General features: G+C 69.5%; 15 protein-coding genes. 8 read left to right on the top strand and 7 right to left on the bottom strand.

Annotated elements, in window-relative coordinates; all coding sequences use genetic code 11:
• Window positions 1-10 precede the first annotated feature (10 nt).
• The 4 genes from ACT6S0_RS17240 (at window position 11) to ACT6S0_RS17225 (ending at window position 7,013) form a co-directional block, all read left to right on the top strand.
• Entirely contained in the window at window positions 11-2,626 is a 2,616-nt protein-coding gene (locus tag ACT6S0_RS17240; RefSeq protein WP_444765020.1) for a circularly permuted type 2 ATP-grasp protein, read from the top strand.
• A gap of 23 nt (window positions 2,627-2,649) precedes the next feature.
• Window positions 2,650-3,591 (top strand): transglutaminase family protein, encoded by a 942-nt coding sequence (locus ACT6S0_RS17235; RefSeq protein ID WP_444765019.1) that lies wholly within the window; start codon window positions 2,650-2,652, stop codon window positions 3,589-3,591.
• A 75-nt stretch (window positions 3,592-3,666) separates the two neighbouring features.
• Window positions 3,667-4,890 carry an ABC transporter substrate-binding protein gene (locus tag ACT6S0_RS17230; RefSeq protein WP_444765018.1) on the top strand — a complete coding sequence of 408 codons (1,224 nt, stop codon included), beginning with the start codon at window positions 3,667-3,669 and terminating at the stop codon, window positions 4,888-4,890.
• Window positions 4,887-7,013 carry an ATP-binding protein gene (locus ACT6S0_RS17225; RefSeq protein ID WP_444765017.1) on the top strand — a complete coding sequence of 709 codons (2,127 nt, stop codon included), beginning with the start codon at window positions 4,887-4,889 and terminating at the stop codon, window positions 7,011-7,013. Before ACT6S0_RS17230 ends, ACT6S0_RS17225 begins: the two co-directional genes overlap by 4 nt.
• A 22-nt stretch (window positions 7,014-7,035) precedes the next feature.
• On the opposite strand, the gene ACT6S0_RS17220 is transcribed toward ACT6S0_RS17225, so the two are convergent.
• The gene (locus ACT6S0_RS17220) at window positions 7,036-9,759 is read right to left on the bottom strand and encodes a diguanylate cyclase domain-containing protein (RefSeq protein WP_444765016.1); all 2,724 of its coding nucleotides are present in this window, start codon (window positions 9,757-9,759) and stop codon (window positions 7,036-7,038) included.
• A 104-nt stretch (window positions 9,760-9,863) separates the two neighbouring features.
• Here ACT6S0_RS17220 and ACT6S0_RS17215 point away from each other — a divergent pair, with 104 nt between their 5' ends.
• Window positions 9,864-10,409, top strand: coding sequence for a DinB family protein (locus tag ACT6S0_RS17215; RefSeq protein ID WP_444765015.1), 546 nt, complete (start codon window positions 9,864-9,866; stop codon window positions 10,407-10,409).
• A 93-nt stretch (window positions 10,410-10,502) separates the two neighbouring features.
• Here the strand turns inward: ACT6S0_RS17215 and ACT6S0_RS17210 are convergent, their stop codons facing one another.
• Window positions 10,503-14,039: an indolepyruvate ferredoxin oxidoreductase family protein gene (locus tag ACT6S0_RS17210; RefSeq protein ID WP_444765014.1), complete on the bottom strand. Its 3,537-nt coding sequence runs from the start codon at window positions 14,037-14,039 to the stop codon at window positions 10,503-10,505.
• Window positions 14,040-14,148: 109 nt separating this feature from the next.
• On the opposite strand from ACT6S0_RS17210, the gene ACT6S0_RS17205 reads away from it, so the two are divergent.
• Window positions 14,149-14,619, top strand: coding sequence for an Lrp/AsnC family transcriptional regulator (locus ACT6S0_RS17205; RefSeq protein WP_444765013.1), 471 nt, complete (start codon window positions 14,149-14,151; stop codon window positions 14,617-14,619).
• 83 nt (window positions 14,620-14,702) lie between these two features.
• Here the strand turns inward: ACT6S0_RS17205 and ccsB are convergent, their stop codons facing one another.
• The 3 genes from ccsB to ACT6S0_RS17190 all read right to left on the bottom strand — a co-directional run bounded on the left by ccsB (window position 14,703) and on the right by ACT6S0_RS17190 (window position 18,824).
• Complete coding sequence (gene ccsB, locus ACT6S0_RS17200) at window positions 14,703-16,052, bottom strand: c-type cytochrome biogenesis protein CcsB (RefSeq protein ID WP_444765012.1); 1,350 nt, start codon at window positions 16,050-16,052, stop codon at window positions 14,703-14,705.
• On the bottom strand, window positions 16,049-18,121 hold the full coding sequence (locus ACT6S0_RS17195) for a cytochrome c biogenesis protein ResB (protein ID WP_444765011.1): 2,073 nt from the start codon (window positions 18,119-18,121) through the stop codon (window positions 16,049-16,051). Before ACT6S0_RS17195 ends, ccsB begins: the two co-directional genes overlap by 4 nt.
• Before the next feature lie 82 nt (window positions 18,122-18,203).
• Window positions 18,204-18,824 (bottom strand): c-type cytochrome, encoded by a 621-nt coding sequence (locus tag ACT6S0_RS17190; RefSeq protein ID WP_444765010.1) that lies wholly within the window; start codon window positions 18,822-18,824, stop codon window positions 18,204-18,206.
• 70 nt (window positions 18,825-18,894) lie between these two features.
• On the opposite strand from ACT6S0_RS17190, the gene yihA reads away from it, so the two are divergent.
• Complete coding sequence (gene yihA / locus ACT6S0_RS17185; protein ID WP_444765009.1) at window positions 18,895-19,653, top strand: ribosome biogenesis GTP-binding protein YihA/YsxC; 759 nt, start codon at window positions 18,895-18,897, stop codon at window positions 19,651-19,653.
• A gap of 12 nt (window positions 19,654-19,665) precedes the next feature.
• Here the strand turns inward: yihA and ACT6S0_RS17180 are convergent, their stop codons facing one another.
• Complete coding sequence (locus ACT6S0_RS17180; RefSeq protein ID WP_444765008.1) at window positions 19,666-21,708, bottom strand: DUF1631 family protein; 2,043 nt, start codon at window positions 21,706-21,708, stop codon at window positions 19,666-19,668.
• Between the two features lie 358 nt (window positions 21,709-22,066).
• On the opposite strand from ACT6S0_RS17180, the gene ACT6S0_RS17175 reads away from it, so the two are divergent.
• Window positions 22,067-22,537 (top strand): MipA/OmpV family protein, encoded by a 471-nt coding sequence (locus ACT6S0_RS17175; protein WP_444765007.1) that lies wholly within the window; start codon window positions 22,067-22,069, stop codon window positions 22,535-22,537.
• A gap of 203 nt (window positions 22,538-22,740) precedes the next feature.
• On the opposite strand, the gene groEL is transcribed toward ACT6S0_RS17175, so the two are convergent.
• Window positions 22,741-23,546: chaperonin GroEL (groEL, locus tag ACT6S0_RS17170; protein ID WP_444765006.1), on the bottom strand; the 806-nt coding region annotated here is incomplete at its 5' end.

The raw sequence follows: 23,546 nt of genomic DNA, 5'->3' as shown, positions 1-23,546 counted from the left end.
CCAGTGGAGCCTGCTCCCCGATGAGCCCGACCAGCCGTCCGCTCCCGACCCGCTGGTCCAGGCGGCGTCGGCCGCGCTGCGCAGCCGCGACGGCCACTTCTACGAGCTGACCGGCCAGGTCAACCGCCCCGGTGAGCCCCAGGCCGGCCTGGCCGAGCGCTGGCGGCGCTTCTTCGCGGCGGGTGGGGCGGCCGGCTGGCAGGAGCTGTCGGCCAAGGCGCTGCGCGTGCAGCGCCGCGTGCTGGAGGACGGCGCGAGCTACAACGTGCACAGCGACGCGCCGCCGCTGCCGGGCCAGGACGAGCGCGACGGCATGCCGCTGGCACGCCACTGGCCGCTCGAACTGCTGCCCATGCTGATCGAGCCCGACGAATGGCGCGATATCGAAGCGGGCATCGTGCAGCGGGCGCGCCTGCTTGACGCCGTCATGACCGACACCTATGGCGAGCGCCGCCTGCTGCAGAAGGGGCTGCTGCCGGCGTCGCTGGTGCTGGCGCACCCGCAGTACCTGCGCGCCATGCATGGCAGCCAGCCGCGCGGCGGGCATCTGCAAGTGCTGGCCTTCGACCTGACGCGCTGTGCCGACGGCAAGTGGTGGGTGGTCGGCCAGCGCACCCAGGCCGCCTCCGGCCTGGGTTACGTGCTGGAAAACCGCCTCATCATTGCCCAGCAGTTCCCCGAGGCCTTCCGGCAGATGGCGGTGCAGCGCCTGGCGGCCAGCTACCGGGACTTCATCCAGGCGCTGACCAAGATGTCGCCCGCTGGCGAGCGCAGCCGCGTCGCGCTGCTGACACCGGGGCCGCGCAACGAAACCTATTTCGAGCAGGCCTTCCTGGCCCGCTACCTCGGCATCACCCTGGTCGAAGGCGCCGACCTGACGGTGCGGGCCGACAAGGTCTACCTCAAGACCCTGGCCGGCCTGGAGCGGGTGCACGTGCTGCTGCGCCGCGTTGACGACACCTGGCTGGACCCTCTGGAGCTGCGCCCCGATTCCATCCTCGGCGTGCCGGGCCTGCTGCAGGCCGTGCGCGCCGGCGAGGTCGTGCTGGCCAATGCACCCGGCTCGGGTTGGCTGGAGAGCCCCGGGCTGACAGCCTTCTGGCCCGGCGTGGCGGAGGAACTGCTGGGCGAGGACCTGGCGCTGCCCGCCATCCAGAGCTGGTGGTGCGGCGAAGACAGCGCCTGGCGCCGCCTGCGGCCGCGGCTGGCGGAGTTCATCGTCGTGCCGACCTTTTCGGCCAGCAGCACGACGAGTCACTTCGCGCCCATCGTGGTGGCCGAGCTGGCGGACGAGGCGCTGCGGGCCCTGGCCGAGCGCATCGACGCCGACCCCACCGCCTACACGCTGCAGGCCCGCGTCAAGCCGACCAAGCTGCCGGTGTGGACGCGCGGCGCGCTCGAGCCGCGCGTGGCCGTGCTGCGCGTGTTTGCGATGACGGATGGCAAGGCCGGCTGGCGGGTGCTGCCCGGCGGTCTGGCCCGCGTGGCGCCCAGGCGCGACCCGCTCGCCGATGCCTGGCTGTCCATTCAGCGCGGGTCGCTGAGCGCCGATACCTGGGTCATGACCGATGGCGAGGTCGACAAGACCACGCTGCTGTCCCAGCCGCTGCAGCCGGCCGACCTGGCGCAGGTGCACTGGACCGTCACCAGCCGCGCTGCCGAGAACCTGTTCTGGCTGGGCCGCTACACCGAGCGCGCCGAGAACAGCGCGCGGCTGGCGCGCCATGTCATCGAGGCCAGCGTGATGGTGCAGCGCGGCGCGATGCCGCTGGGCATGCTGCCGCTGCTGGACGCGCTGGCACGCCGCCATGGCCTGATCGGCGCCAAGGCGCCCGCGGCCGAGGACGACCCGCGCGGCTTCGAGCGTGCGCTGCTGGCGGCGCTGCTGCCCACGTCGGGCGCGCACAGCGTCGGCTGGAACCTGCGGGCGCTGCAGGGCTGCGCCCAGGCCTTGCGCGAACGCCTGTCGCCCGAGGCCTGGAAGCTCATCCACGAGACGGCCGCGCATTTCGAGCAGCACCTGCGCGCCGTGCTCGACCGCCCGGGTCCCTCGGCCTCGGTCAGCGATGTGCTCAATGTGCTGGCCCGCGCCGACACCCACCTGGCCGCCATCACCGGCGCGCAGACCGACCGCATGACACGCGACGACGGCTGGCGGCTGCTGTCCATCGGCCGCCAGATCGAGCGCCTGTCCTTTCACGCGGAGGTGTTGGCCGAGACCTTCGAGCACGACCTCGCGCTGACCGAGGACGGCTTCGCGCTGCTGCTCGGCGTGTTCGACTCCACCATCACCTACCGCGCCCAGTTCCAGGCGCGCCGCGAGGCGCCGCCGCTGCTGCACCTGCTGGTGCATGACACCGACAACCCGCGGTCCCTCGCCTGGGTGGCGCGCACGCTGCGTGACCGCTTTGCCAAGCTGGCCCGCCACGACCCCGGCTGGGCGGCCGACATCGCCGCCGACCTGCCCACGCCAGAGGCCTGGTCGCTGGCCGAACTGGCTGCGCCCGGCCCGGCCCTCGTCGAGCACCTGCAGCGGGCGTCGGCCCAGGCCGGCGAGCTGTCCAGCCTGATCAGCCAGCGCTACTTCGCGCATGTGCTGGGCGCCGAGCAGAGGGTCTGGCTGTGAGGGGAGGGCAGGGCGTGCACGACATGCAGGGTGTGCGATTGGCCGTGCACCACGTCACCGAATACACCTACGACGCCTCGGTGGAATGGGCCCACCATGCCGCCTGCCTGGCGCCGCAGGACACGCCCTGGCAGACGATCAGCGGCTGGCGGCTCAACATCAGCCCGCTGCCCGATGGCTGGGGCGTGGGCTGGAACGACGTCGGTCTGCCACTGGGCGCGGCGGAACTGGCCGGCCACCTGCGCCGCGACCCCTGGGGCAACGGCCACCTGAGCTTCGGCCACGCGCGCGTGCATGAGCGCCTGGTCGTCGACAGCAGCTTCCGAGCCGCGCTCAGGCCCCGGCCCCTGCCCGAGCCGACACGTGGCCCGGCCTGGGACGCGGTGGCCGCGAGCCTGCGCTACCGTGCCGGCCGCACGCTGCAGGCCGCCGACGAATTCGCGCTGGCGTCCACCTATGCCGCGCCCGACGCCACGCTGGCCGCCTATGCGCGCCGCGCCTTCTCGCCCGGCCGCACGCTGGCAGCGGGCGGGCTGTCGCTGATGCACCAGATCCATGCCGACCTGCGCTACCTGCCGCAGAGCACGACCGTGGCGACCCGCGCGGCCGACGCCCTGGCCCAGCGCAGCGGCGTCTGCCAGGACTTCGCCCACGTCTTCATCGCCGCCTGCCGCGCCCTCGGCCTGGCGGCGCGCTATGTGTCGGGCTACCTGCTGACCCGACCGCTGCCGGGCCAGGCCAAGCTGGTCGGCGCGGACGCCTCGCATGCCTGGGTGGAGCTGTGGTGCCCCGAGCAGGGCTGGCTGGCGCTGGACCCGACCAATGCCGTGCCCGCCGGCCTGGACCATGTCACCCTCGCCTGGGGCCGCGACTATGCCGACGTGGCGCCGCTGCGCGGCGTGCTGCGCGGCGGCGGCGTGGCCACGCTGAAGGTGGCAGTGACGGTCGAGCCTGCGCCGGACTGACCTGCCGCCTTGAGGGAATACGGGGCACGGTCGCGCTAGCATCCTTGCTGTCCACAACTTCCAACAGGGCAAGGCATGGATCCCTGGACCTTCCCGGTCCCTCGGCAAGGCCGCCGGCGCTTTCATGCCGCCCTGCTGGCCGCGCTCGGGGCTGCGCCGTTCATGGCGCTGGGCCGCGGTGAGGCGCAGCGCCCCGTGCAGCTGGGCATCGACGCCGAGTTCGGCCTGCAGAACAGCACCTCGGCCCAGGCGGTGGAGCTCGGCGCGAAGATCGCCGTCGACCAGATCAACGCCGCGGGCGGCGTGCTCGGGGGGCGACCGCTTCAAATCGTCACGCGCGACCACCGTTCCATCCCTGCGCGCGGCATCCGCAACCTGGAAGCGTTCATCGCCATGCCGGACCTGGTGGCGGTGTTCGGCGGCCGCTTCAGTCCGGTCATCATCGAGCAGTTGCCGCTGCTGCGGCGGGCCGAGCTGCCTTTCCTGGCGGTGTGGTCGGCGGCCGACGCGATCGTGGACAACGGCGCCACGCCGAACTACGCCTTTCGCCTGTCCCTGCGCGACAGCCTCGCCATGCCCTTCATGATGCGCCGGGCCGGGCAGCGGGGTTTTGCGAAGGTCGGCCTGCTGTTGACCAACACCGCCTGGGGGCGCAGCAACCGCGCCGCGATGGAGCGCTATAGCGCCACCCACGCCCATCCGCAGGTGGTGGGAACCGCCTGGTACAACTGGCAGGAGCGCAGCCTGGTGGAGCAATACCGCCGGCTGACCCAGGCGGGCGCCCAGGCCGTGCTGCTGGTGGCCAACGACGACGAGGCTGCCGTGCTGGTGCGCGAGATGGCCGCGCTGCCGCAGGCGCAGCGCGTACCCATCCTCAGCCATTGGGGGGTCACGGGCGGCAAGTTCTTCGACGAAGTCGGACCGCTGCTCCGCGAGGTGGACCTCTCCGTCATCCAGACCTTCAGCTTCTTCCAGGCGCGCAGGGCGCCGCTGGAGCGCTTCATGGCCACCGCGCGCAAGTTCGGCGTGCGGCGCATCGAGGACATCGCCAGTCCCGTGGGTGTGGCGCATGCCTACGACATGACCCACATCCTCGCCAAGGCCATCAACCTGGCGGGCAGTACCGAGCGGGCCCGGGTCCGGGACGCGCTGGAGAAGGTGCCGGCGCACGATGGCCTGGTGCGCGACTATCGTCCGCCGTTCACCGCCACGCGCCATGAGGCGCTGACCTCCGCCGAGCTGTTGATGGCCCGCTACCGGGAAGACGGCGTGCTGGTGCCCGAGAGCGCCGCCCGATGAAACCGCTGGGCAGCTGGCTGCCCGCCGGCCTGGCCCGCCGCTTCTCCCTGGCGGCCGCCGGCCTGGCCGCGGTGGGGCTGCTGCTGACGTCGCTGGCCTCCTGGTGGCTGATCAACCACCAGCATGAGCAGGCGCTGCACGAGCTCAACGCCCGTGCGCGCGACTATCGCGCCGCGGCGGTGGGCAGCGATCTGAAGGCCATGGCCGGCCGCATGTCCGAGATCGCCGGCAGCACCATCCTGGCCACCGGGCTGGTCGACAGTGTCGGCCGCGAGACCTACCTGGTTCCCTATCTGGGCGGCGTGCGACAGATCAACGGCATGCCGGTGCAGGTGCTGTTCACGGACTTCGAGGGCCAGGAGATCGCGAGCAACGGCCGGGTTCAGTTCAGCCCCGAGCAACGCGCCTGGCTCGCCGCGCAGCTCCACACCGGCACGCCGGGCGCGCGCGTGTTCGACGGCGCGCAGGGGGCGGAACTGGTGGCGATGGAGCCCATGGTCTACGCGCGCACCGCCTCGCCCGAGGGGGCGGTGCTCTACAAGGTGCAGATCAAGGACCTCAACCTCGGCAGCGGGATGCAGCTGCGCTGGGGCTCGGGGCCGGACGACGTGCCGACCACCGCGCTGTCCGTGCCGCCGGTGTTCGAGCCGCTGGGCCTGCGGCTGGCCGGCGAGTTCAGCGAGGTGGGCCAGGCACAGCTGCTGCCGCCGCCGGTGCTGCACATCGTCGTGATCACGCTCGCGCTGTTCGCCGTGGTGGCGGTGGCCGGCGTGCGCCTGTCCACGGTGCTGACCCGCCAGCTGCAGCAGCTCGAAGGCTTTGCACGGCGGCTGGAGGGCGCCGGCCTGACGGCAGAGCGCGCGCCGGTGAGCGGCGACGACGAGGTGGCGAGCGTGGCCGCGGCCCTCAACCGCATGCTGGACACGCTCAACGCGCAGCAGGACGCGCTGCTGTCCGAGCGCGAGAAGCTCACGCGGCTGACCGGCGCATTGCAGGACGCCGACCGCCGCAAGGACGAGTTCCTGGCCATGCTGGCCCACGAGCTGCGCAACCCGCTGGCCCCCATCACCACCGGGGCCGAACTGCTGTCGCGCCTCTCGGCCAGCGATTCGCAGCTGCAGCGCATCAGCGGCGTGATCTCGCGCCAGGCGGGCCACATGACCAAGATCGTGGCCGACCTGCTGGACGTCTCGCGCGTCACCCGCGGGCTGGTGACACTGGAGAAGGTCGAGGTCGATCTGGAGGACGTGGTGCACGCGGCGGTGGAGCAGGTCCGCCCGCTGGTGGAGCAACGTCAGCATGCGCTGGACCTGCAGCTGCCCGGTGAACCGGTGGTGGTGCTGGGCGACCGGGCGCGACTGGTCCAGGTGGTGAGCAATCTGCTCAGCAACGCCGCCAAGTACACACCCGAGGGCGGGCAGGTCCAGGTCCGGCTGCAGGCCGATGCGCGGGAGGCGCTGCTGGAGGTGCAGGACAACGGCATCGGCATCGCGCCGGAGCTGATGTCCGAAGTGTTCGACCTCTTCACCCAAGGCTCGCGCACCGCCGACCGCGCACAGGGCGGCCTCGGTCTGGGCCTGGCACTGGTGAAGCACCTGGTGGAGCTGCACGGGGGCAGCGTGGCTGCCGCGAGCGAAGGCAGCGGCATGGGCACCTCGTTGAGCGTGCGGCTGCCGCGCCTGCTGTCGCCAGCATGGTTGCCAGCCGCCCCGGTGCCCGCGGGCGCGGTGCCGCCCCTGGCATTGCTGGTCGTGGACGACAACATCGACGCCGCACGCACGCTGGCCGATTTCCTGGCGCTGGAGGGCCACGTGGTGCGGGTCGCACATGACGGCACCACGGCGCTGGACCTGGCCGCGCAGGCCCCGGCCGACGCCTATGTGCTGGATGTCGGCCTTCCCGGCATGACCGGCTACGAGCTGGCGCGGCGCCTGCGCGAAAGCCCGCACGGCCAGAACGCGCTGCTGATTGCGCTGACCGGCTATGGCCAGCCGGCAGACCGCGAACGCTCCCGCGACGCGGGCTTCGACCATCACCTCGTCAAGCCCGCCGATGCCGCACAGGTGCAGGCCCTGCTCGCGCAGGCCTCGCCACGCCGGCGCCCGCCTGTGCCGGGGCGGTAACCGCTGCCGCGCCCGCTCCTGGCTAGCGGCTCAGCGCCCGCGACTTTCCCGCCCGCTTGTTCGCATACATCGCCTCGTCTGCATGCCGCATCAGCGCATCGGGCGTGCGGCCGTCGCTGGGGAAATGCGCCAGGCCGAGGCTGCTGCCCACCGCGGCCTGATGGCCGTCGCTGAGGGTGACCGGTCGGGCCAGCGCATCGAGCAGGCGGCTCAGCACCGGCCCGGCCTCCGCCGGGCCTTGCTGGGGAGTGAGCAGGACGACAAACTCGTCCCCGCCCAGGCGGGCCACGGTGTCGCTGGCACGCAGCCCCGCCTGCAGCCGCGTGGCCACCGCCTTGAGCACTTCGTCGCCGGCATCGTGGCCGTGGTGGTCGTTGATCTGCTTGAAGCCGTTGAGGTCGAGATAGGCCAGCGCAAACACGTGGCCGTTGCGCTCCGCACTGGCAATCGCCTGCTTCAGGCGGTCAGCCAGCAGCAAGCGGTTGGGCAGGCCGGTCAGCGCATCGTGCAGGGCTGCGCGCTCCATGCGTGCCTCGTGAGCCTTGCTCTGCGTGATGTCGACCATCATCCACAGCGACTCGCCACCCGGTTCGCTGGCCGTGGCCGGCAGGTCCACGCCGGACAGGTCCACCCAGATCAACGAGCCGTCCTTGCGACGCATCTGCACTTGGGTGCGAAAGCGCCCGCCCGACTTGAGTTGCGGATAGGCCAGCGCGCCGAGGGTGGCGTAGGAGGTGTCGTCCGCATAGAGCCTGCGTGCCGGCGCGCCGAGCAGCTCGCCCTCGTCATAGCCGAACATGCGCTCGACCGCGTGGTTGCGCCACACCGTCTGGCGGTCGCGCAGCTTGAGGATGCCCACCAGGTCGCTCTCCAGCATGGCCTCCTGGTCGAGCGTGAGCTGGTGCAATTGCTGGCGGATGCGGTGGGTCTCGCTGATGTCGTACATGACCGAGCGGCCGCGCAGGAATGCGCCGTCCGTGCCGTAGACCGCCGTGGCCGACAGGCTGACGCGGCGCGCTTCCCCGTGGCGGCCGGTGAGGTTGAACTCCAGCCCCGAGATGCGGCCATCGCGCTTGAAGCCCGCGTAGGCCCCGGCGAACAGCACGCGGCCCTCGGTGTCGAAGAAATCGGCCGGTCCGGCCTTCCCGATGAGCTGCGCGGGTGTGCAGCCCAGCCACTTCAGGCCGAGTGCGTTGATCTGCAGGAAGCACCCGTCGGCATCCAGCGAGTAGTAGGCACAGGGCGCGTTGTCGTAGAGGTCCTGCAGGCTGGCGCGTGCTTCGTCGGCCTGCGCCTGCAGGACCTTGCGGGCCGTGATGTCGGATTCGATGCTCATGAAGCCGGTCAGCTCGCCGGCCTCATCGCGCAGCGGCTGGATCTCGAGCTGCACCCAGTAGTCGCGGCCGTCCTTGCGGCGCTGCAGCAGCTCGGCCTCGCAGCCCAGGCCCACATTCATCGCCTCGCGCATGCCGTGCACGGTGTCGGCGTGGGTCAGCTCCGAATGCAGCAGATCGCTGGGCAGGCGCCCGAGGGCCTCGGCCGGCGTGTAACCACTGATGCGCGTGAAGCCGTCGTTGACCCAGGTGATGCGGCGCGCGGCGTCGGTGATCATCACGGCATTGGTCGTGTGGCTGGCCACGGTGGCCAGGCGGGCCAGCTCCGCCGTCATGCCGCGTGCGAGGCGCTCCGCGCGCGAGCGTCCGGCAGCCAGCAGGTAGACCGTGATCGCGAGCAACAGGCTCAGCAGCGCGCCACCCAGCTCCACGCCCAGGCCCGATAGGCCCAGCAGGCGCATGGCGGCGTCCCGCGTCAGGGCAGCCTCCAGGCGGAACTCGCGCCCGGCCGTCGTGAAGTGCGTTGCGGTGGCCGTGGACGCGTCTTCCAGCGCGTACTCGGCCGCGTCGTCCAATGGCAAGGCCGCGCCATCGCGCAGGGCCAGCAACGGCAGGAACTCGCCGTCCAGGCCGCGCACCGACAGCTTGAGGTCAAGCAGTGCCGCGGCGGGCTCGGCAACGCCGCGCAGCAGGTCGTTGGCCACCAGCGGCGCATACAGCACCCCGAGCAGCGATGCGCGGCGTGCTGCCGGCGTGCCGGGGTCGTGCCCCTGCTTGTAGACCGGCACGAACAGCAGGAAGCCCGGCCCCTTGAGCGGGTCGTGAACCAGGCGCACGGGGGTGGAGAGAGTCTCCTCGCCGCTGTCGACGGCCTGTTCGATGGCCTGGCGTCGCACCGGATCGGCGCCCGAGTCCAGGCCCCACGCCCCGAAATTGCGGGAGAACGGCGAGATCTGGGAGACGATGTAGAGCGTCTCGTCCGTGCCCGAGCCGTGCACGCGGAATGGCGCGGTGCGGTCGCGCTGACGGGCGGCGACGAAGCGGTCCAGGTCGCGCCGCGCCACCCGTTCGATCAGGCCGAAGCCGCGCGCGCCTGGGAATTCCTTGGGCAGGTCGCGCGACTCGACGTAGGCGTCGAACGCGGCGCGGGTCACCTTGCCTTCCAGCGCCGCGATCGTGCCGCGCGCCCCTTTGAGACCATAGACAGGCATGGTCAGGCGCTTGACGAGGTCGGCCTGCAGCCGCTCCACCTGGCGCTCCTGCAGCGTGCGTGACTCGGCGGCGGCGCGTTGCTGCTGCCAGACGGCTGCGGCGCCCGTCAGCGCCAGGCCGATGGACAACACGACTGCCGCAGCTACCCACGCTGCCGTGCTCACCATCTCTGGCCCGGTGTAGCCGTCTCCGATGCGCAAGCTGCCTCTTTCGTGAATGGTCTTCGGGCTGCCGCAGGATTGAAGCATGTCCGGGCGCGGTCGTCAGCCCCGCTGCGGGCGCGCGCCGCGCACAATCTCCGGCCATGCAGCTATTTCTCACCCAGGCCCGCGCCAACCGCCTGGCCAACCGCCGCCTGCTGGGCGCCGTGGCGCAACTGTCCGACACCGATTTCCATGCTCCGCGCATGAGCTTCTTCCCGAGCCTGGCGCTGACGCTGAACCACATCCTCAACGTGGACCACTACTACCTCGCCGCGCTGGGCGGGGACGCGGCGATGGTCAGCATCTGGGCTGGCTATGAGCCGGCGCAGGCCGCGGCCGTACTGGCCAGCCGGCAGGACGAGAGCGATGCGCGGCTGGTGGCGTTGTGCGGGGGGCTGCAGCCCGGCGACGAGGAGCGCATCGTCGCCTTCGACCGCGGCGCGGGCATCGAGGCCGGCCCGCGCGAACCGGTGTGGCGGGTGTTGGCGCACCTCTTCATGCACCAGACCCACCACCGTGGCCAGGCCCACGCCATGCTCACCGGCACGTCGGTGAAGCCGCCACAGCTCGATGACTTCATCCTGCGCGGGGATTCGGTGCACCGCGGCGGGGATATGTTGGCGCTGGGCTGGGACGAGCCGGTTTGATCAAGGCCTGAGGTTGCCGATCTCGCGGTCGTCGAACTGCTTGCCCGTCATGTCAGTCTGCACCCCACCTGCGCGTCGGACTCAGCCAGCGCCTCACAGCTCGGCCACGCCCTTGACGCGCACGGGCATCGCCACGGGCTGAGCAGCCACTTCCACCGCGCGGCCGTGGAAGCGATCCAGCAAGCTCTGCCGCTGCTTCTTCACCGCCAAAACGTTGGCGTGCTTCACATGCCCGTAGCCGCGGATCTTCTCGGGCAGGCGGGCCAGCTCGACAGCCGTGTTGAGGTTCTCGGCCGTCAGTGAGGCCAGGATCTCGTCGAGCAGACCCTCGTAGTCGGTGATCAACCGGCGCTCCATGCGGCGCTCCTCGGTCTTGCCGAAGATGTCGAGCGCACCACCGCGCAGGCCCTTGAACTTGGCCAGCCACCTGAAGGCGGTGAAGGTCCATGACCCCAGCTCGATCTTCTTCGCGCGGCCGTCGGCGCCCGGGCGTGAGATCAGCGGCGGCGCGAGGTGGAAGCTCAGGCGCTCCCAGTTTTCGAACTGCGCCTTCATCGCGGCCTCGAAGCGGCCGTCGGTATACAGGCGCGCGACCTCGTACTCGTCCTTGATGGCCAGCAGCTTGGCGTAGTAGCGGGCCACGGCCTGGGTCAGGCGCTGGCCACGGCCGAGCTTGGATTCCGCTGCGCGCACGCGCTCGACCAGGGCGCGGTAGCGCTGCGCGTAGGCGGCGTCCTGGTAGTCGGTCAGGAACCTGGCACGCCGCTCGATCAGGCCGTCAGCACCATCGAGCTGGTCGAAGTTGAAGAGCTTGACGACATTGACGTCGCCGGCCAGGCGCGCAATGGCGTCCGGCGCGGCGATGGCCAGGCGGCCGAGCGCAAAGGCGGTCTTGTTGGCCTCGGCGGCGACGCCGTTGAGCTCGATGGCGCGCATCAGCGCGGCCTCGCTGACGGGGATCAGGCCGCGCTGCCAGCAGGCGCCCAGCATGATGATGTTGCTGGGCAGGGTGTCGCCCATCAGACGCTGCGAGATGTCCTGCGCATCGATGGTGTCGAGGGCGCCGTTCTCACCCACCGCGAACTTCATCTTGGCCAGCAGCGAGTCGCCTTGCAGCGACGCGTCCGGGTTGCGCACGAAGCCGGCGGTCGGCAGCTCATGCGTGTTGGCCAGAATGACGGTGCGGCCGGCCTTGATGGTGCCTAGCGCGTCGGGCGAAGCGCCGACGACCATGTCGCAGGCCAGCAGCACGTCGGCCTGCTGGGTGTCGATGCGCACCTGGTTGAGCAGGTCCAGCGTGGGGGCGACGCGCACGAAGCTCAGCACCGCGCCGCCCTTCTGCGCAAAGCCCATGAAGTCCAGCACCGAGGCCTGCTTGCCTTCCAGGTGCGCGGCCATGGACACCAGCGCGCCGACGGTGACGACGCCGGTGCCGCCGACGCCGGTGACCAGCAGGTCGAACGGCCCCGTCCACTGCCAGGGCGCGGGCGGCGTGATGGCCGCCAGTTCGCGCGCCAGGTCTTGCGCCGTGTAGCTCGCGCCGGCTTTCTTCTTCAGCACCGGCTCATGCACCGACACGAAGCTGGGGCAGAAGCCATTGATGCAGGAGAAGTCCTTGTTGCAGCTGCTTTGCTCGATGGCGCGCTTGCGGCCCCAGTCGGTCTCGACGGGCACCACGCTCAGGCAGTTGCTGGCCACCCCGCAGTCGCCGCAGCCTTCGCAGACCGCCTCGTTGATGAAGATGCGCTTGGGTGGGTCGGCGAACTCACCCTTCTTGCGGCGGCGGCGCTTCTCGGCGGCGCAGGTCTGGTCGTAGATCAGCACCGTCACGCCTTCGATGTCGCGCAGCTCGCGCTGCACCGCGTCGAGCTGACTGCGGTCGTGGAAGGTCGTGCCTGCGGGGAACAGGCCGTGGTGGCCCTCGTACTTGTCGATCTCGTCGGAGACGACCACCAAGCGCTTGACGCCCTCGGCCTCCACCTGGCGCGCGATCTGCGGCACGCTGGTCTGGCCGTCCACCGGCTGGCCGCCAGTCATCGCGACGGCGTCGTTGTAGAGGATCTTGTAGGTGATGTTGGTCTTGGCCGCGATGGCCTGGCGGATGGCGAGGTAGCCCGAGTGGTAGTAGGTGCCGTCGCCCAGGTTCTGGAAGACATGCTTCTCTTTCGTGAAGCGCGAATGCGCCGCCCAGTCCACGCCCTCGGCGCCCATCTGGATCAGGCCCGAGGTGCCGCGCTCCATCCAGCTGGCCATGAAGTGGCAGCCGATGCCGGCCAGCGCGCGCGAGCCCTCGGGCAGTTTCGTCGAGGTGTTGTGCGGGCAGCCCGAGCAGAAATAGGGCTGGCGGCGCACGCCGTCGGCGGCGTTGCTCAGCAGGCAGGGCGTCTGGAAGTCGACGACCAGATGGCGGCGGTCCAGCGCGGGGTTGAGTCGCGCCAGCCAGTCGGCCACCGTGCCCATGATGCGGCTGGGGCGCAGCTCGCCGAGGGCGCTCAGCACGGCGGCGCCGTTCTCGTCGGTCTTGCCGACGACGCGCGGGCGCTGGAAGTCGGGCAGGTGGTAGAGCAGCTCCTTGATCTGGCGCTCGACGATCGGGCCCTTTTCCTCGATGACCAGCACGTCGGTGAGGTTGGAACAGAACTCATTGATGCGCGTCGGCTCCAGCGGGAACACCAGGCCGACCTTGTAGACCCGCACGCCGGCGGCGGCCAGCGCGTTGGGGTCCAGGTCCAGCCGGCGCAGCACCTCCATGAAGTCGTAGTGCGCCTTGCCCACCGTGACGATGCCGAGCGTGGCGGCCGGGTTGGTGACGATGTGCTTGTCGATGCTGTTGACCTTGGCAAAGGCCTTCACCGCGTCGATCTTGTGGGCCAGGCGCGACTCCAGCTCCAGCGACGGCAGGTCGACCGAGCGGATGTGCAGGTCGGTCGGTGCTGTGTAGTCCACCGCATGCTCGAAATCGAGCGGCACGGCATCCAGGTCCACCGTCATGCCACTCTCGACCACTTCCGAGATCGCCTTGAAGCCGACCCAGGCGCCCGAGAAGCGCGACATCGCCCAGCCGTAGAGGCCGAACTCCAGGTACTCGGCCACATTGGCCGGGTGCACCAGCGGCATGCTCCAGGCCTGCAGCGCCTGGTCGCTCTGGTGCGGCGTGCTGCTGGACACACAGCCGTGGTCGTCGCCGCACACCACCAGCACGCCGCCCTGGGTGCTGGTGCCGTAGACATTGCCGTGCTTGAGCGCATCGCCCGAGCGGTCCACACCCGGCCCCTTGCCGTACCACATCGCAAAAACGCCATCGACGGTGCGCTGCGGGTCCAGCGCCACGCGCTGCACGCCCAGGCAGGCGGTGGCGGCCAGGTCCTCATTGATGGCGGGCAGGAACTCGATGTGCGCCTTCTCAAGAAACTTCTTCGCCTTCCACAGCTGCTGGTCCACCATGCCCAGCGGCGAGCCGCGGTAGCCGGAGACGAAGCCGGCCGTCTTCAGCCCGGCGCGCTCGTCCTGCGCCTTCTGCGCCAGCAGCAGCCGCACGAGGGCCTGGGTGCCGGTCAGGAAGACGGCGCCGCTGGCGGCCGCGAGGTTGTCGCTGAGCTGGTAGGGGCGCAATGCGGGGGTGTCGGCCATCGTGTCTCCTGTGGGCGGGGAATTCTTCCCTCCAGGTGCCGGATGAACTTGCCTCAATGGCGAGTCAATGGCGGTCGAATGAGATGATTCTTCTCCAAAGAGGGGATTCATGGAAACAAACGAGTTCGACCGAGCCAGCCTGCAGATCCTTGAGGCCCTGCAGGCGGACGCCACGCTGTCGATGCAGGCGCTGGCGGAAAAGGTCGGCCTGTCGGCCACGCCGGTGTGGCGGCGCGTGAAGGAGCTGGAGGACCGCGGCATCATCCGCGGCCATGTCGTGCTGGTGGACCGCGAGAAGATCGGCCTGTCCATCTGCGTGCTGGCCAACGTGAGTCTGGTGCGGCACAGCGAGGGCGCGGTCGAGCAGTTCGAGCAGCTCATCGCCACGCGCCGCGAGATCATCGAATGCCATGCCATCACCGGCGAGGCCGACTACGTCATCAAGGTCGTCGCGGCCGACATGAAGGCCTACGACCTGTTTCTGCAGCAGCACATCTTCAAGCTGCCGGGCGTCAGCAGCGTGCGCAGCAATGTCGTGCTGCGTGAGGTCAAGTACGAGACGGCGCTGCCGGTGGGTTGACTGCGCAAGGCGGCGGCGCGGCGAACGCCGGCATGCCGCTTTCAGAAGATCTCAGATCCCTTCAGCCGCCCTGGACACGGGCCTCACAACTCACCGTAGCTGTGCAGGCCCGACAGGAACATGTTGACGCCCAGGAACGCGAACGTCGTGACGAGCAGGCCGACCAGCGCCCACCAGGCTGACACGGCGCCGCGCAGGCCCTTCATCAGCCGCATGTGCAGCCAGGCCGCGTAGTTGAGCCAGACGATCAGCGCCCAGGTTTCCTTGGGGTCCCAGCTCCAGTAGCCGCCCCATGCCTCGGCGGCCCAGAAGGCGCCCAGGATGGTGGCGATGGTGAAGAAGGCAAAGCCCAGGGCGATGGCCTTGTACATGAGGTCGTCGAGCTGGGGCAGCTCGGGCAGGCGGGCGCTCAGGCGGCTGCGCAGCACGACGGCGATGGCCAGGAACACGGCCACGCCGGCGATCTTGCGCGCCCAGCCGTCCAGGCCGGTGACGGTGGCGGCCTGCAGGTCGGCACCGAAGCGCACGGCCAGGATCAGGCCGACGATGGCCACCGGCATGGCGACGAGGCCGATCCATAGCGAACGCGTCGTCGCCGTCTTCAGCAGATAGGCCAGGGCCACCATGGCGGCCAGCGCGAAGGCGCCATAACCGACGAAGTTGGCGGGCACGTGGATCTTCATCCACCAGCTCTGCAGGGCCGGCACCAGCGGCTGGATTTCCTGCGCGCCGCGTGCCACCGTGTACCAGAGCAGGAAGGCGACGGCCGCACTGACGACCAGCATCACGTAGGCGCCCAGCGAGCGTGTCGCGAAGCGCTGCTCGTAGTAGAGGTAGAACAGCGTCGTCATCCAGCAGAACAGCACGAAGACTTCGTACAGGTTGCTGACGGGGATGTGGCCGATATCGGCGCCGATCTGGTGGCTCTCGTACCAGCGCACCAGCATGCCGACCAGGGCCATGAAGACACCGCCCCAGGCCAGCTTGGAGCCGATGGCTTCCGCCGCGCTGTGTTTGCCGGCGCGGGTGAAAAAGCCGCCCCAATAGAACAGCATGCTCATGGTGAACAGCAGACTCATCCACAGGATGGCGCTCTGGCTGGACAGCATGTACTTGAGAAAGAACACCTGCTCACCCGCGGCGAGATCGGCGCCGAAGTCGTCGGTCTGCCGGCCATACAAGGCGATGGCGAGCAGCGTCGCCGCGCCGACCGCCAGGCTGAGCGCGCGCAGCGGTTTCCAGAACCAACCCAGCGCCACCAGCGTGGGCAGGGCGCACAGCAGGATGCCCTGCTCGTAGACGTCCATGCTGGCGTTGTAGCGGCTGAAGGCATAGCCGCCGCCGAGCAGCACCAGGGCGGCGAACAGCCAGTCGAAGACGTCGCGGCGCTGCAGCGCGTGGCGGCGCGGCAGATCGAAGGTGGTGGTGTTCATGACTGATCCTTGAGCACAGCAGCCTTGAGCTGGGCAAACAGCGTAGCGTTGTCGGGCGATTCACGCGTGCTGGACAGGGCCATGCGCACGTGGGAACTACCCGGGTTGGCGCTGGGCGCGATCCACACCCACAACCGCCGCTCCTTGATGTAGAGCATCGCGAAGACGCCAACGATGAGCAGGATGGCGCCCAGGTAGACCAGCTTCTGGCCCGGTGCGCGCGCGACCTGGAAGACGCTGGCCTGGACCTGCTCGAAGTCCTGCAACTGCAGCAGCATCGGCGCCGGGTAATAAAGGCTGTCGGACAGCGACAGCACGGCCTGCGTCATGAAGGCTTGCATGGCTGGGTCCGCCGTTGCGGGTTTAAGGCCGTCGCGTTCGCGAACCAACTGGTTCAGCTCGAACAGGCTGCCGTTGAGGATGCGCAGCAGCACCTCGGAGACGCGTTGGCGATCAACCTCTGGGACGTCGCGTTCGATGAACTGCGACAAGGCGGGCAGGCCGCCCTTCACCTCGTCGCCCGGCTGGGCTGCGGCGCCAGAAAAAAGCGTCAGCGCGCGCTGGGCGGTGAGCTGCAGCTGCGGCGTCAGCTGGGGCTGGTTGGGCGGCGTGGCCGACACGGCATAGCGGCGCGCCGCGGCGTCGCGCAGGGCCGGCTCGGCCAAGGCCTGGCGCAGGCGCAGCCAGCCGGTCAGGTCGCCGTTCTCGTCGGCCGGCATGCGCAAGTAGCGGAAGGTCTCGGCCGGGGTGTCGCGCACGCCTGCGAGGAAGAGCCTCTGGCCATCCAGCTCCACCGGCAGCATGTAGTTGTTGTACTCGCGCGCCTGGCCTGCGGCGTCGCGCAGCTTGTAGCTGAAGCTGGGACCGACGTTGTGCAGCGACTTGGTCTCATCGCCCTTGGCACCGCTGCCGAGATGCTTGCTCAAGCGTTCGCCGAGATCGACCTTGCGCACATCGGCGCCACTGGCGTTGGCGCCGTCGGCGGCGAGGTTCTCGACGTTGATGACGCGCAAGCCATCGAGCTCCAGCGTCTGTTCGCCAAAGGCCAGCTTGGTGCCGACACGGCCCTCGATGGGGCCGGGCTTGCCGCCCGTGAGTGGAAGGACCTGCAGCTTGAGTCTGGAGCCGCCGTCCTCGAAGCTGCTCTGGTAGATGGCCAGACCCTTGTGGATGGCGGGCTCGTTGACCTTGACGGTGGCCTCGCGCCGCACATCGCCGTCATGGATGACGATGTCGCTGGCAAAGCTCTTGGGCATGCCGGTGGAGTAGTAGTCCACGCTGAACTTCTTCAACTCGATGTCGAAGGGCAGGTCCTGCAGCACGACGCCGCTGGGCAGGGTCAGCACCGCAATGCCCTGGCGCTGCTGCTCCGTCACCGAGATATTGCCGCGGAAACTGGGGTTGGCGGCGGACAGGCGATGTTCGGGCTTGATGTCGGCGACTAACCCCGAGCCGGTGTAGAGCTGCTTGTCCTGCAGCCACATCGCCAGCTGCACCATGGCATTGCCGTCGAGGACGCCGCCGACGAGGATGAGCACGATGGACGAATGCGCCGCCAGGTAGCCGATCTTGTTGGCCGCGCCGCGCCGCGCCGCGATCATGGTGCCGTGATCGCGCTGCTGCACGCGCGCCTTCCAGCCGAACTGGGTCAGCGTCGCGCCAATCTCGGCCAGGGCCATCCGCGGGTTGCTGTTCACCTCGCCGATGGCCTTGTGGTGGTGGGCCTGCAGCGATTGCTCGCGCACGCCTTCCTTGTAGCTGCGCAGGTCGACCAGGATCTTGGGCGCATTGCGCGCGATGCACAGGCTGGTCGACAGCACCAGAAAGGCCAGGATGGCGAGGAACCAGGGCGCGCTGTAGATGGTGTACAGGCCGACGCGCTCGAACACCTCGGCCCAGAAGGGGCCGAACTGATTGATGTAGTTGCCCATCGGCTCGCTCTGGCGCAGCACGGTGCCGATCACCGAGGCGATGCAGATCACGCTGAGCAGCGTGATGGCGAAGCGCATGGACGACAACAGGTCCAGCAGTTCGCGGGCGACGGGGGGGCGGGAGGTGGTGGAGGACATCAAACGCGAAGGCGTGGGGCGGGCTCAGAAAAAAAGGCCGGTGCGGAACACCGGCCTTCGTTCCGCGAGGCGGTCGCGAGGTTCAGCGCAGGCCGGCGATGTAATCGGAAACGGCCTTGATCTCCTTGTCGTTCATTTTGGAGGCAACAGTCGTCATCACCGGGTTGTTGGCGCGCGCGCCGCTGCGGAAGGCCGTCATCTGCGCCTCGACATAGTCACCATGCTGGCCGCCCAGGCGCGGGTATTGGGCCGGCATGCCGGCGCCATTGGGCGCATGGCAGCCCGCGCAGGCCGGCACCTGGCGGTCGGCGATGCCGCCGCGGTAGATCTTCTCGCCCAGGGCGACGCTGTCCTTGTTCTTGGCAAAGCCCGGCTTGGTGGTCTTGGAAGCGTAGAAGGCCGACACATTGCGGATGTCTTCCTCCGACAGCGGCGCTGCCATGCCCTGCATGATGGGATTCTTGCGTTTGCCGGTCTTGAACTCGACCAGCTGCTTGGCGAGGTACTCGGCGTGCTGGCCAGCAATGATGGGGTTGGCCGGTGCGCCGCGCGTACCGTCTGCCGTGTGGCAGGCCATGCAGACCTGGTTCGAGATGGCGCCGCCCTTGGCGAGGTCGGGCTTGGCCATGGCGGCGGGCTCGTTCGCGGCCTGGGCCGTGGCGGCGAGCAGCAGACTCGACAGGAGGAAGGCGACAGTCTTCATGGATTTATTCGGTTTCGGTGGGCGCAACCTCAGAATTTTACAATGCTGGATCACAGCCTCCGACCTAGCCATGACCGAACCCATCCCCGAGGCTGAAGCCACCACCGACAACACGCCGCAGATCGTCACCGAGAAGCTGGCTTTGGGCTGGACGCACACGGCGCGCTTCCTGACCACCGCCAGCCAGCTCGTGCACCTGCCGGCCACCGAGTTGCCCGAGATCGCTTTCGTCGGCCGCTCCAACGCCGGCAAGTCCACCGCCATCAACACGCTGGCCCAGCAGAAGCGCCTGGCATTCGCGTCCAAGACGCCGGGCCGCACCCAGCACATCAATCTTTTCGAGCTCGGCCCCAAGGACGCGGCCGACGCGCTGTTTGCCGACCTGCCCGGCTACGGCTATGCGGCCGTGGCCAAGACGGCCAAGCTGCGCTGGCAGAAGGTCATGGCCGACTACCTGGAGGTGCGCCGCAGCCTGTCGGGCGTGGTGTTGATGGTCGACTCGCGCCTGGGTCTGACCGACCTCGACAAACAGTTGCTGGAGTTCGTCGCGGCCCGCGTCGCGACGGGCGAGATCAAGCTGCTGGTGCTGCTGACCAAGTCCGACAAGCTCAACCGCAAGGAAGCCGATGCGGTGCTGCGCTCGACCGGCGACTTCCTGGCCGGCATGACGACCGAGCATTCCGACGTGGCGGTCACGCTGTTCTCGGCGCTGAAGAAAAGCGGTGTCGGCGATGTGGCCGTGGCCCTGCGCGAATGGGTGCTGGCGCATCGCCTGCCCGAAGCGGTTGCGGCCGCGCCGGTCGTGGAAGCGGTTCAGCCGGCAGATTGAGCGGCGGGGTGATCAGCCGCCGTCGAGGTCGCTCATCAGCGTGTCGACGGCGCGCTGGACGACGCTGTCGTCTTCCAGCGCCGTGATCAAGCCGTTGGCCAGCAGTGCCTCCAGCGCGCGGCGCGTCAGTGGCAGGCGCGCGTCGGCATCGCGGCCGACGAAGAGCATGAACTGGCGGCCCTCGCTGATCCAGGCGACCTGCGCGGTGTGCCAGTTGCCCTGGATGAACATGTGGCACCACCGGCCGATCTGCAGGCCGTCGATCCAACGCTGCAGCGCAGCGCGCGCATCGGGCGAGTCGTGCTCGTTGTAGAGCTGCACCGGCACGGTAGGCAGCCCGCCGCGGTCGACGTCGGCGCTCAGCCAGTGCGAAGGCACCTGCGAGTCACGCTCTTCCATCAAGCGCTGCACGATCTCGTCGGCCGAGGGCGCAGCGCTCGCGGAAGCGGCTGCCTTGGGCGGCGGGGGCCGGCGCTCGGCCGGCTCGACCGCCGGCAGTCCGCGCAGCAGGCGCGCATGCTGGGCCGCCAGCTCCGCCAGCGCAGGCTCGCGCATGGCCTCGGGCAGACGGATGCTGTCGCAGCCGGTCACCAGGCGCTCGACGAGCACCGGCAGGCGCATGCGCAGTGCTTCGCGGCCGCCGAGGTCGCGCGGCGTGATGAGGCTGTCGAGCACGGCGTCGACCATCTCCATCGCGGCCTGGGCCTCGCGCGAGTCGCGGCCGTGGCGCACCATGGCGGTCACGATGACGTCGACCCAGCTCGTCTGCAGGAAGCGATGCATGCGCGGGCCCAGCGGCGCATCGGCGATCTGGTGGTCGATCTGCTCGCGCAGCAGTTCGCGCCAGTCGTGGCGCTGATGTTCGCGCTCCAGTGCCGCCAGCGCGACCGCATTGCGCTCGCTGCTCTGCCGGGCCTGCGTGTCGATGCGCGCATAGACACGCGCCCGCACCTGCTGGAACAGGGCCGCAGTCGGCGTCGGTGCATCGACGAGTAGCTGGGCTTCGGCCTCCATGAAGCGCAGGAAGTCGACGAGGCGGTCGTCGTCGGCGCGCTCGAAGGCCATGCCGTGAGAGGCGACGCGGTTCAGCAGCGCCCAGGTGGGGTGGTCCTGGCGGCGCAGCAGCATGGCGTCGCTGCGCGCCAGACGCACCACGGCGATCTGCAGCCGCGCGAGCAAGGCCTTCATCGGCGGCAGCAGGCGCGGGTCGGCCAGGATCTGGTCGTAGAGCCGGCTGAGCATGTCCGGCCCGGTGGTGCGCACGAAGGGCGCCGGTGCCAGCGGGTCGCGCTGCGTGGCCGCACCGAAACCGCTCAGACCCTGGGGGCGTGAGTTGACGGCATCGACACGGCGCAGCAGGCCGTCCAGCGTGCCGTGGGCCGGCGGCCGCATGCCAACCCCGCGTGCGGCGGCCAGGCGCTGGTGGGCCAGCGGGTCGGTCTGGGCGTGGCCGTGCGACGCCACCATGTCGCTGATGTCGGCGTCACGCAGCGTCGCGCAGGCCTCTGCGTACATGCGGTGCAAGGCGCGGGCCAGCGGCGTGGCCGCCAAACGCATCAGCTCGTACTGCGCTTGGGCGGCGAGCGGGCTGGACGCCAGCGCATGGTGCAGCGCGTGGGCATAAAGGGCCGGGCGCAGCGGGTTGTCGCGTTCGCGAGCCCGGGCAGTGCCTCGAAGCGCGGCGAAAAAGTTGCCGATCTGGTGCAACTCGGCCCGGCTCAGCTCCTCGGACGTGCGGGCGACGTGGGCGATGGCGACGTCCTGCAGGGCCTGGTGCTCGTCGACGAGGCTGAGGCTTTCCAGCCCACCCAGTTGCAACGGTGAGCGGTGCAGCGGGTCGTCGCCGCGGCGGCCGGCCTGCAGCAGCTCGATCAGCTTGCCCTCGAAGTCGGCCGCGAAATGGCCACGTGCCTTGCGCCAGCCCTCGCGCAGCGGGTAGTGCTGGGGCTGGGCGTCAAGCTCGTCCTGCACGACGTTCAGCAACTCGCGGGCCAGCGGGCCGGCCTCGGTCAAGGCGTGGTCGAGCAGTTCGTGAGGATGCAGGCTGGAGCGCATGGGTGGCGTTAGGGGGCAATGCGATTATCCGGCGCCAAGCTGGTGCGCCCTGCGTGCCACCCTCTCGTACCGACCCCCGAACCACATGGCAGACGCCGCACTTCAGGACCTTTTCACGCTTTTTCAAGCTGGACGGCATGCCGAGATGGCCGCTCGGGCGCGCAGTCTGCTCGCTGCGCGGCGGCGGGATGGCGAGCTCTGAAAGGCCCCGTCCGTGGCCCAGCAGATGCTCGGCGAGGACGCACTGCCGGCCTTGGAGCGCGCAATGGCGCTGCGGCCAAGCGACGCCGAACTGGCGGCCAACCTGGCCGCGCCGGACCTGAGTTTGTGAGAGCTGGGCGTCGCGGCTGCGGGTGTATTGCAGCTGGCCTGCCCAGGGGCCGACCAGCAGGCCCGCCACGCGCTGGCGCTGCCCTACGTGATGTACCGGGGCGGATTGCTGCACGCCGATGGTTCGGGCGCCGGGCTGCGCGCGGTTCACACGGAGGGCTTCGAACTCGATGTGTCCTTCGCCGGTTCGCTCAGCTCGGGCTCCGAGTCGCTTCGCGCACGCGAGGGCGTGGCGCGGCTTGGCACGCTGCTGGAGGCGGGCCCGGTGGCGCGGTGGTTCCCAAATGGCCGCAGCGCCCGCGACCGCATCACGTTCGAGTTGCCGCTGCGTGGCATGAATCTGACGCCGGACCTGAGGCTCTACGCGTTCGGACGCCTCGACGGCGTGGCCGGCGCCGCCAACCGCGCCAGCCCGCTGGTGCGGCAGAAAACAGGCGCAAGTTACGGCATCGGCCTGGCGTACACGCCCACGCGCTCGATGGCCCGTGCCAGCGACTGAAGCCTGCGGCGCGCCAATAAAGAAAGGGGCTGCGCGAGCAACCCCTTTTCTTACGGATGCAAGTCGCGAAGCGACTCCGCAATCGGTGTGGCAGTCGGCGTAGCGAGCAGGTGATGGGCGGTGTGTAGCGCGGGACCGCACTCTCGTGCGGTGAGCACTGCAGCGCCGTCCAGCGCCTGCGCGATAGCCGAAAGCCGTGCCGATTACATGTCCATGCCGCCCATGCCACCCATGCCACCCATGCCGCCAGGCATGCCGCCGCCGGCAGCTTCTTCCTTCGGCGACTCGGCGACCATGGCTTCGGTCGTCAGCATCAGCGACGCGACGGATGCAGCGTTCTGCAGGGCAGTGCGCGTCACCTTGGTCGGGTCCAGGATGCCCATTTCGATCATGTCGCCATAGGTGTCGTTGGCGGCGTTGAAGCCGTAGTTGCCCGAGCCGGCCAGCACGGCGTTGACGACGACGGAGGCTTCGCCACCGGCGTTGTAGACGATCTCGCGCAGCGGTGCTTCGATGGCGCGCAGGACCAGCTTGATGCCGGCGTCCTGGTCGGCGTTGACGCCCTTGATGGTGCCGGCAGCCTGCTTGGCGCGCAGCAGCGCAACGCCGCCACCGGCCACGATGCCTTCTTCAACGGCGGCACGCGTGGCGTGCAGCGCATCTTCGACGCGGGCCTTCTTTTCCTTCATCTCGACTTCGGTGGCAGCACCGACCTTGATGACGGCAACACCGCCGGCCAGCTTGGCCACGCGCTCTTGCAGCTTCTCGCGGTCGTAGTCGCTGGTGGCTTCCTCGATCTGGATGCGCACTTGCTTGACGCGGGCTTCGATGTCGGCAGCAGCACCGGCGCCGTCGATGATGGTGGTGTTTTCCTTGCCCACTTCGACGCGCTTGGCCTGGCCCAGGTCGGCCAGCGTGACCTTCTCGAGCGTCAGGCCGACTTCTTCGGCGATGACCTTGCCGCCCGTCAGGATGGCGATGTCTTCCAGCATGGCCTTGCGGCGGTCGC

The sequence above is a fragment of the Roseateles sp. genome, assembly GCF_052436255.1.
Classification (GTDB): Bacteria; Pseudomonadota; Gammaproteobacteria; order Burkholderiales; family Burkholderiaceae_C; genus Pelomonas.
This window is presented reverse-complemented; position numbering and strand designations above follow the sequence as displayed.

What these genes read in the sequence shown, in the direction of transcription:
- ACT6S0_RS17205 (WP_444765013.1), top strand. Translation starts at nt 14,149, where the DNA reads ATGGAAACAAACGAGTTCGACCGAGCCAGCCTGCAGATCCTTGAGGCC.
- ACT6S0_RS17190 (WP_444765010.1), bottom strand. Translation starts at nt 18,824, where the DNA reads ATGAAGACTGTCGCCTTCCTCCTGTCGAGTCTGCTGCTCGCCGCCACG.
- ACT6S0_RS17225 (WP_444765017.1), top strand. Translation starts at nt 4,887, where the DNA reads ATGAAACCGCTGGGCAGCTGGCTGCCCGCCGGCCTGGCCCGCCGCTTC.
- ACT6S0_RS17180 (WP_444765008.1), bottom strand. Translation starts at nt 21,708, where the DNA reads ATGCGCTCCAGCCTGCATCCTCACGAACTGCTCGACCACGCCTTGACC.
- yihA (WP_444765009.1), top strand. Translation starts at nt 18,895, where the DNA reads ATGACCGAACCCATCCCCGAGGCTGAAGCCACCACCGACAACACGCCG.
- ACT6S0_RS17215 (WP_444765015.1), top strand. Translation starts at nt 9,864, where the DNA reads ATGCAGCTATTTCTCACCCAGGCCCGCGCCAACCGCCTGGCCAACCGC.
- ACT6S0_RS17235 (WP_444765019.1), top strand. Translation starts at nt 2,650, where the DNA reads ATGCAGGGTGTGCGATTGGCCGTGCACCACGTCACCGAATACACCTAC.
- ACT6S0_RS17210 (WP_444765014.1), bottom strand. Translation starts at nt 14,039, where the DNA reads ATGGCCGACACCCCCGCATTGCGCCCCTACCAGCTCAGCGACAACCTC.
- ACT6S0_RS17230 (WP_444765018.1), top strand. Translation starts at nt 3,667, where the DNA reads ATGGATCCCTGGACCTTCCCGGTCCCTCGGCAAGGCCGCCGGCGCTTT.
- ACT6S0_RS17195 (WP_444765011.1), bottom strand. Translation starts at nt 18,121, where the DNA reads ATGTCCTCCACCACCTCCCGCCCCCCCGTCGCCCGCGAACTGCTGGAC.
- ccsB (WP_444765012.1), bottom strand. Translation starts at nt 16,052, where the DNA reads ATGAACACCACCACCTTCGATCTGCCGCGCCGCCACGCGCTGCAGCGC.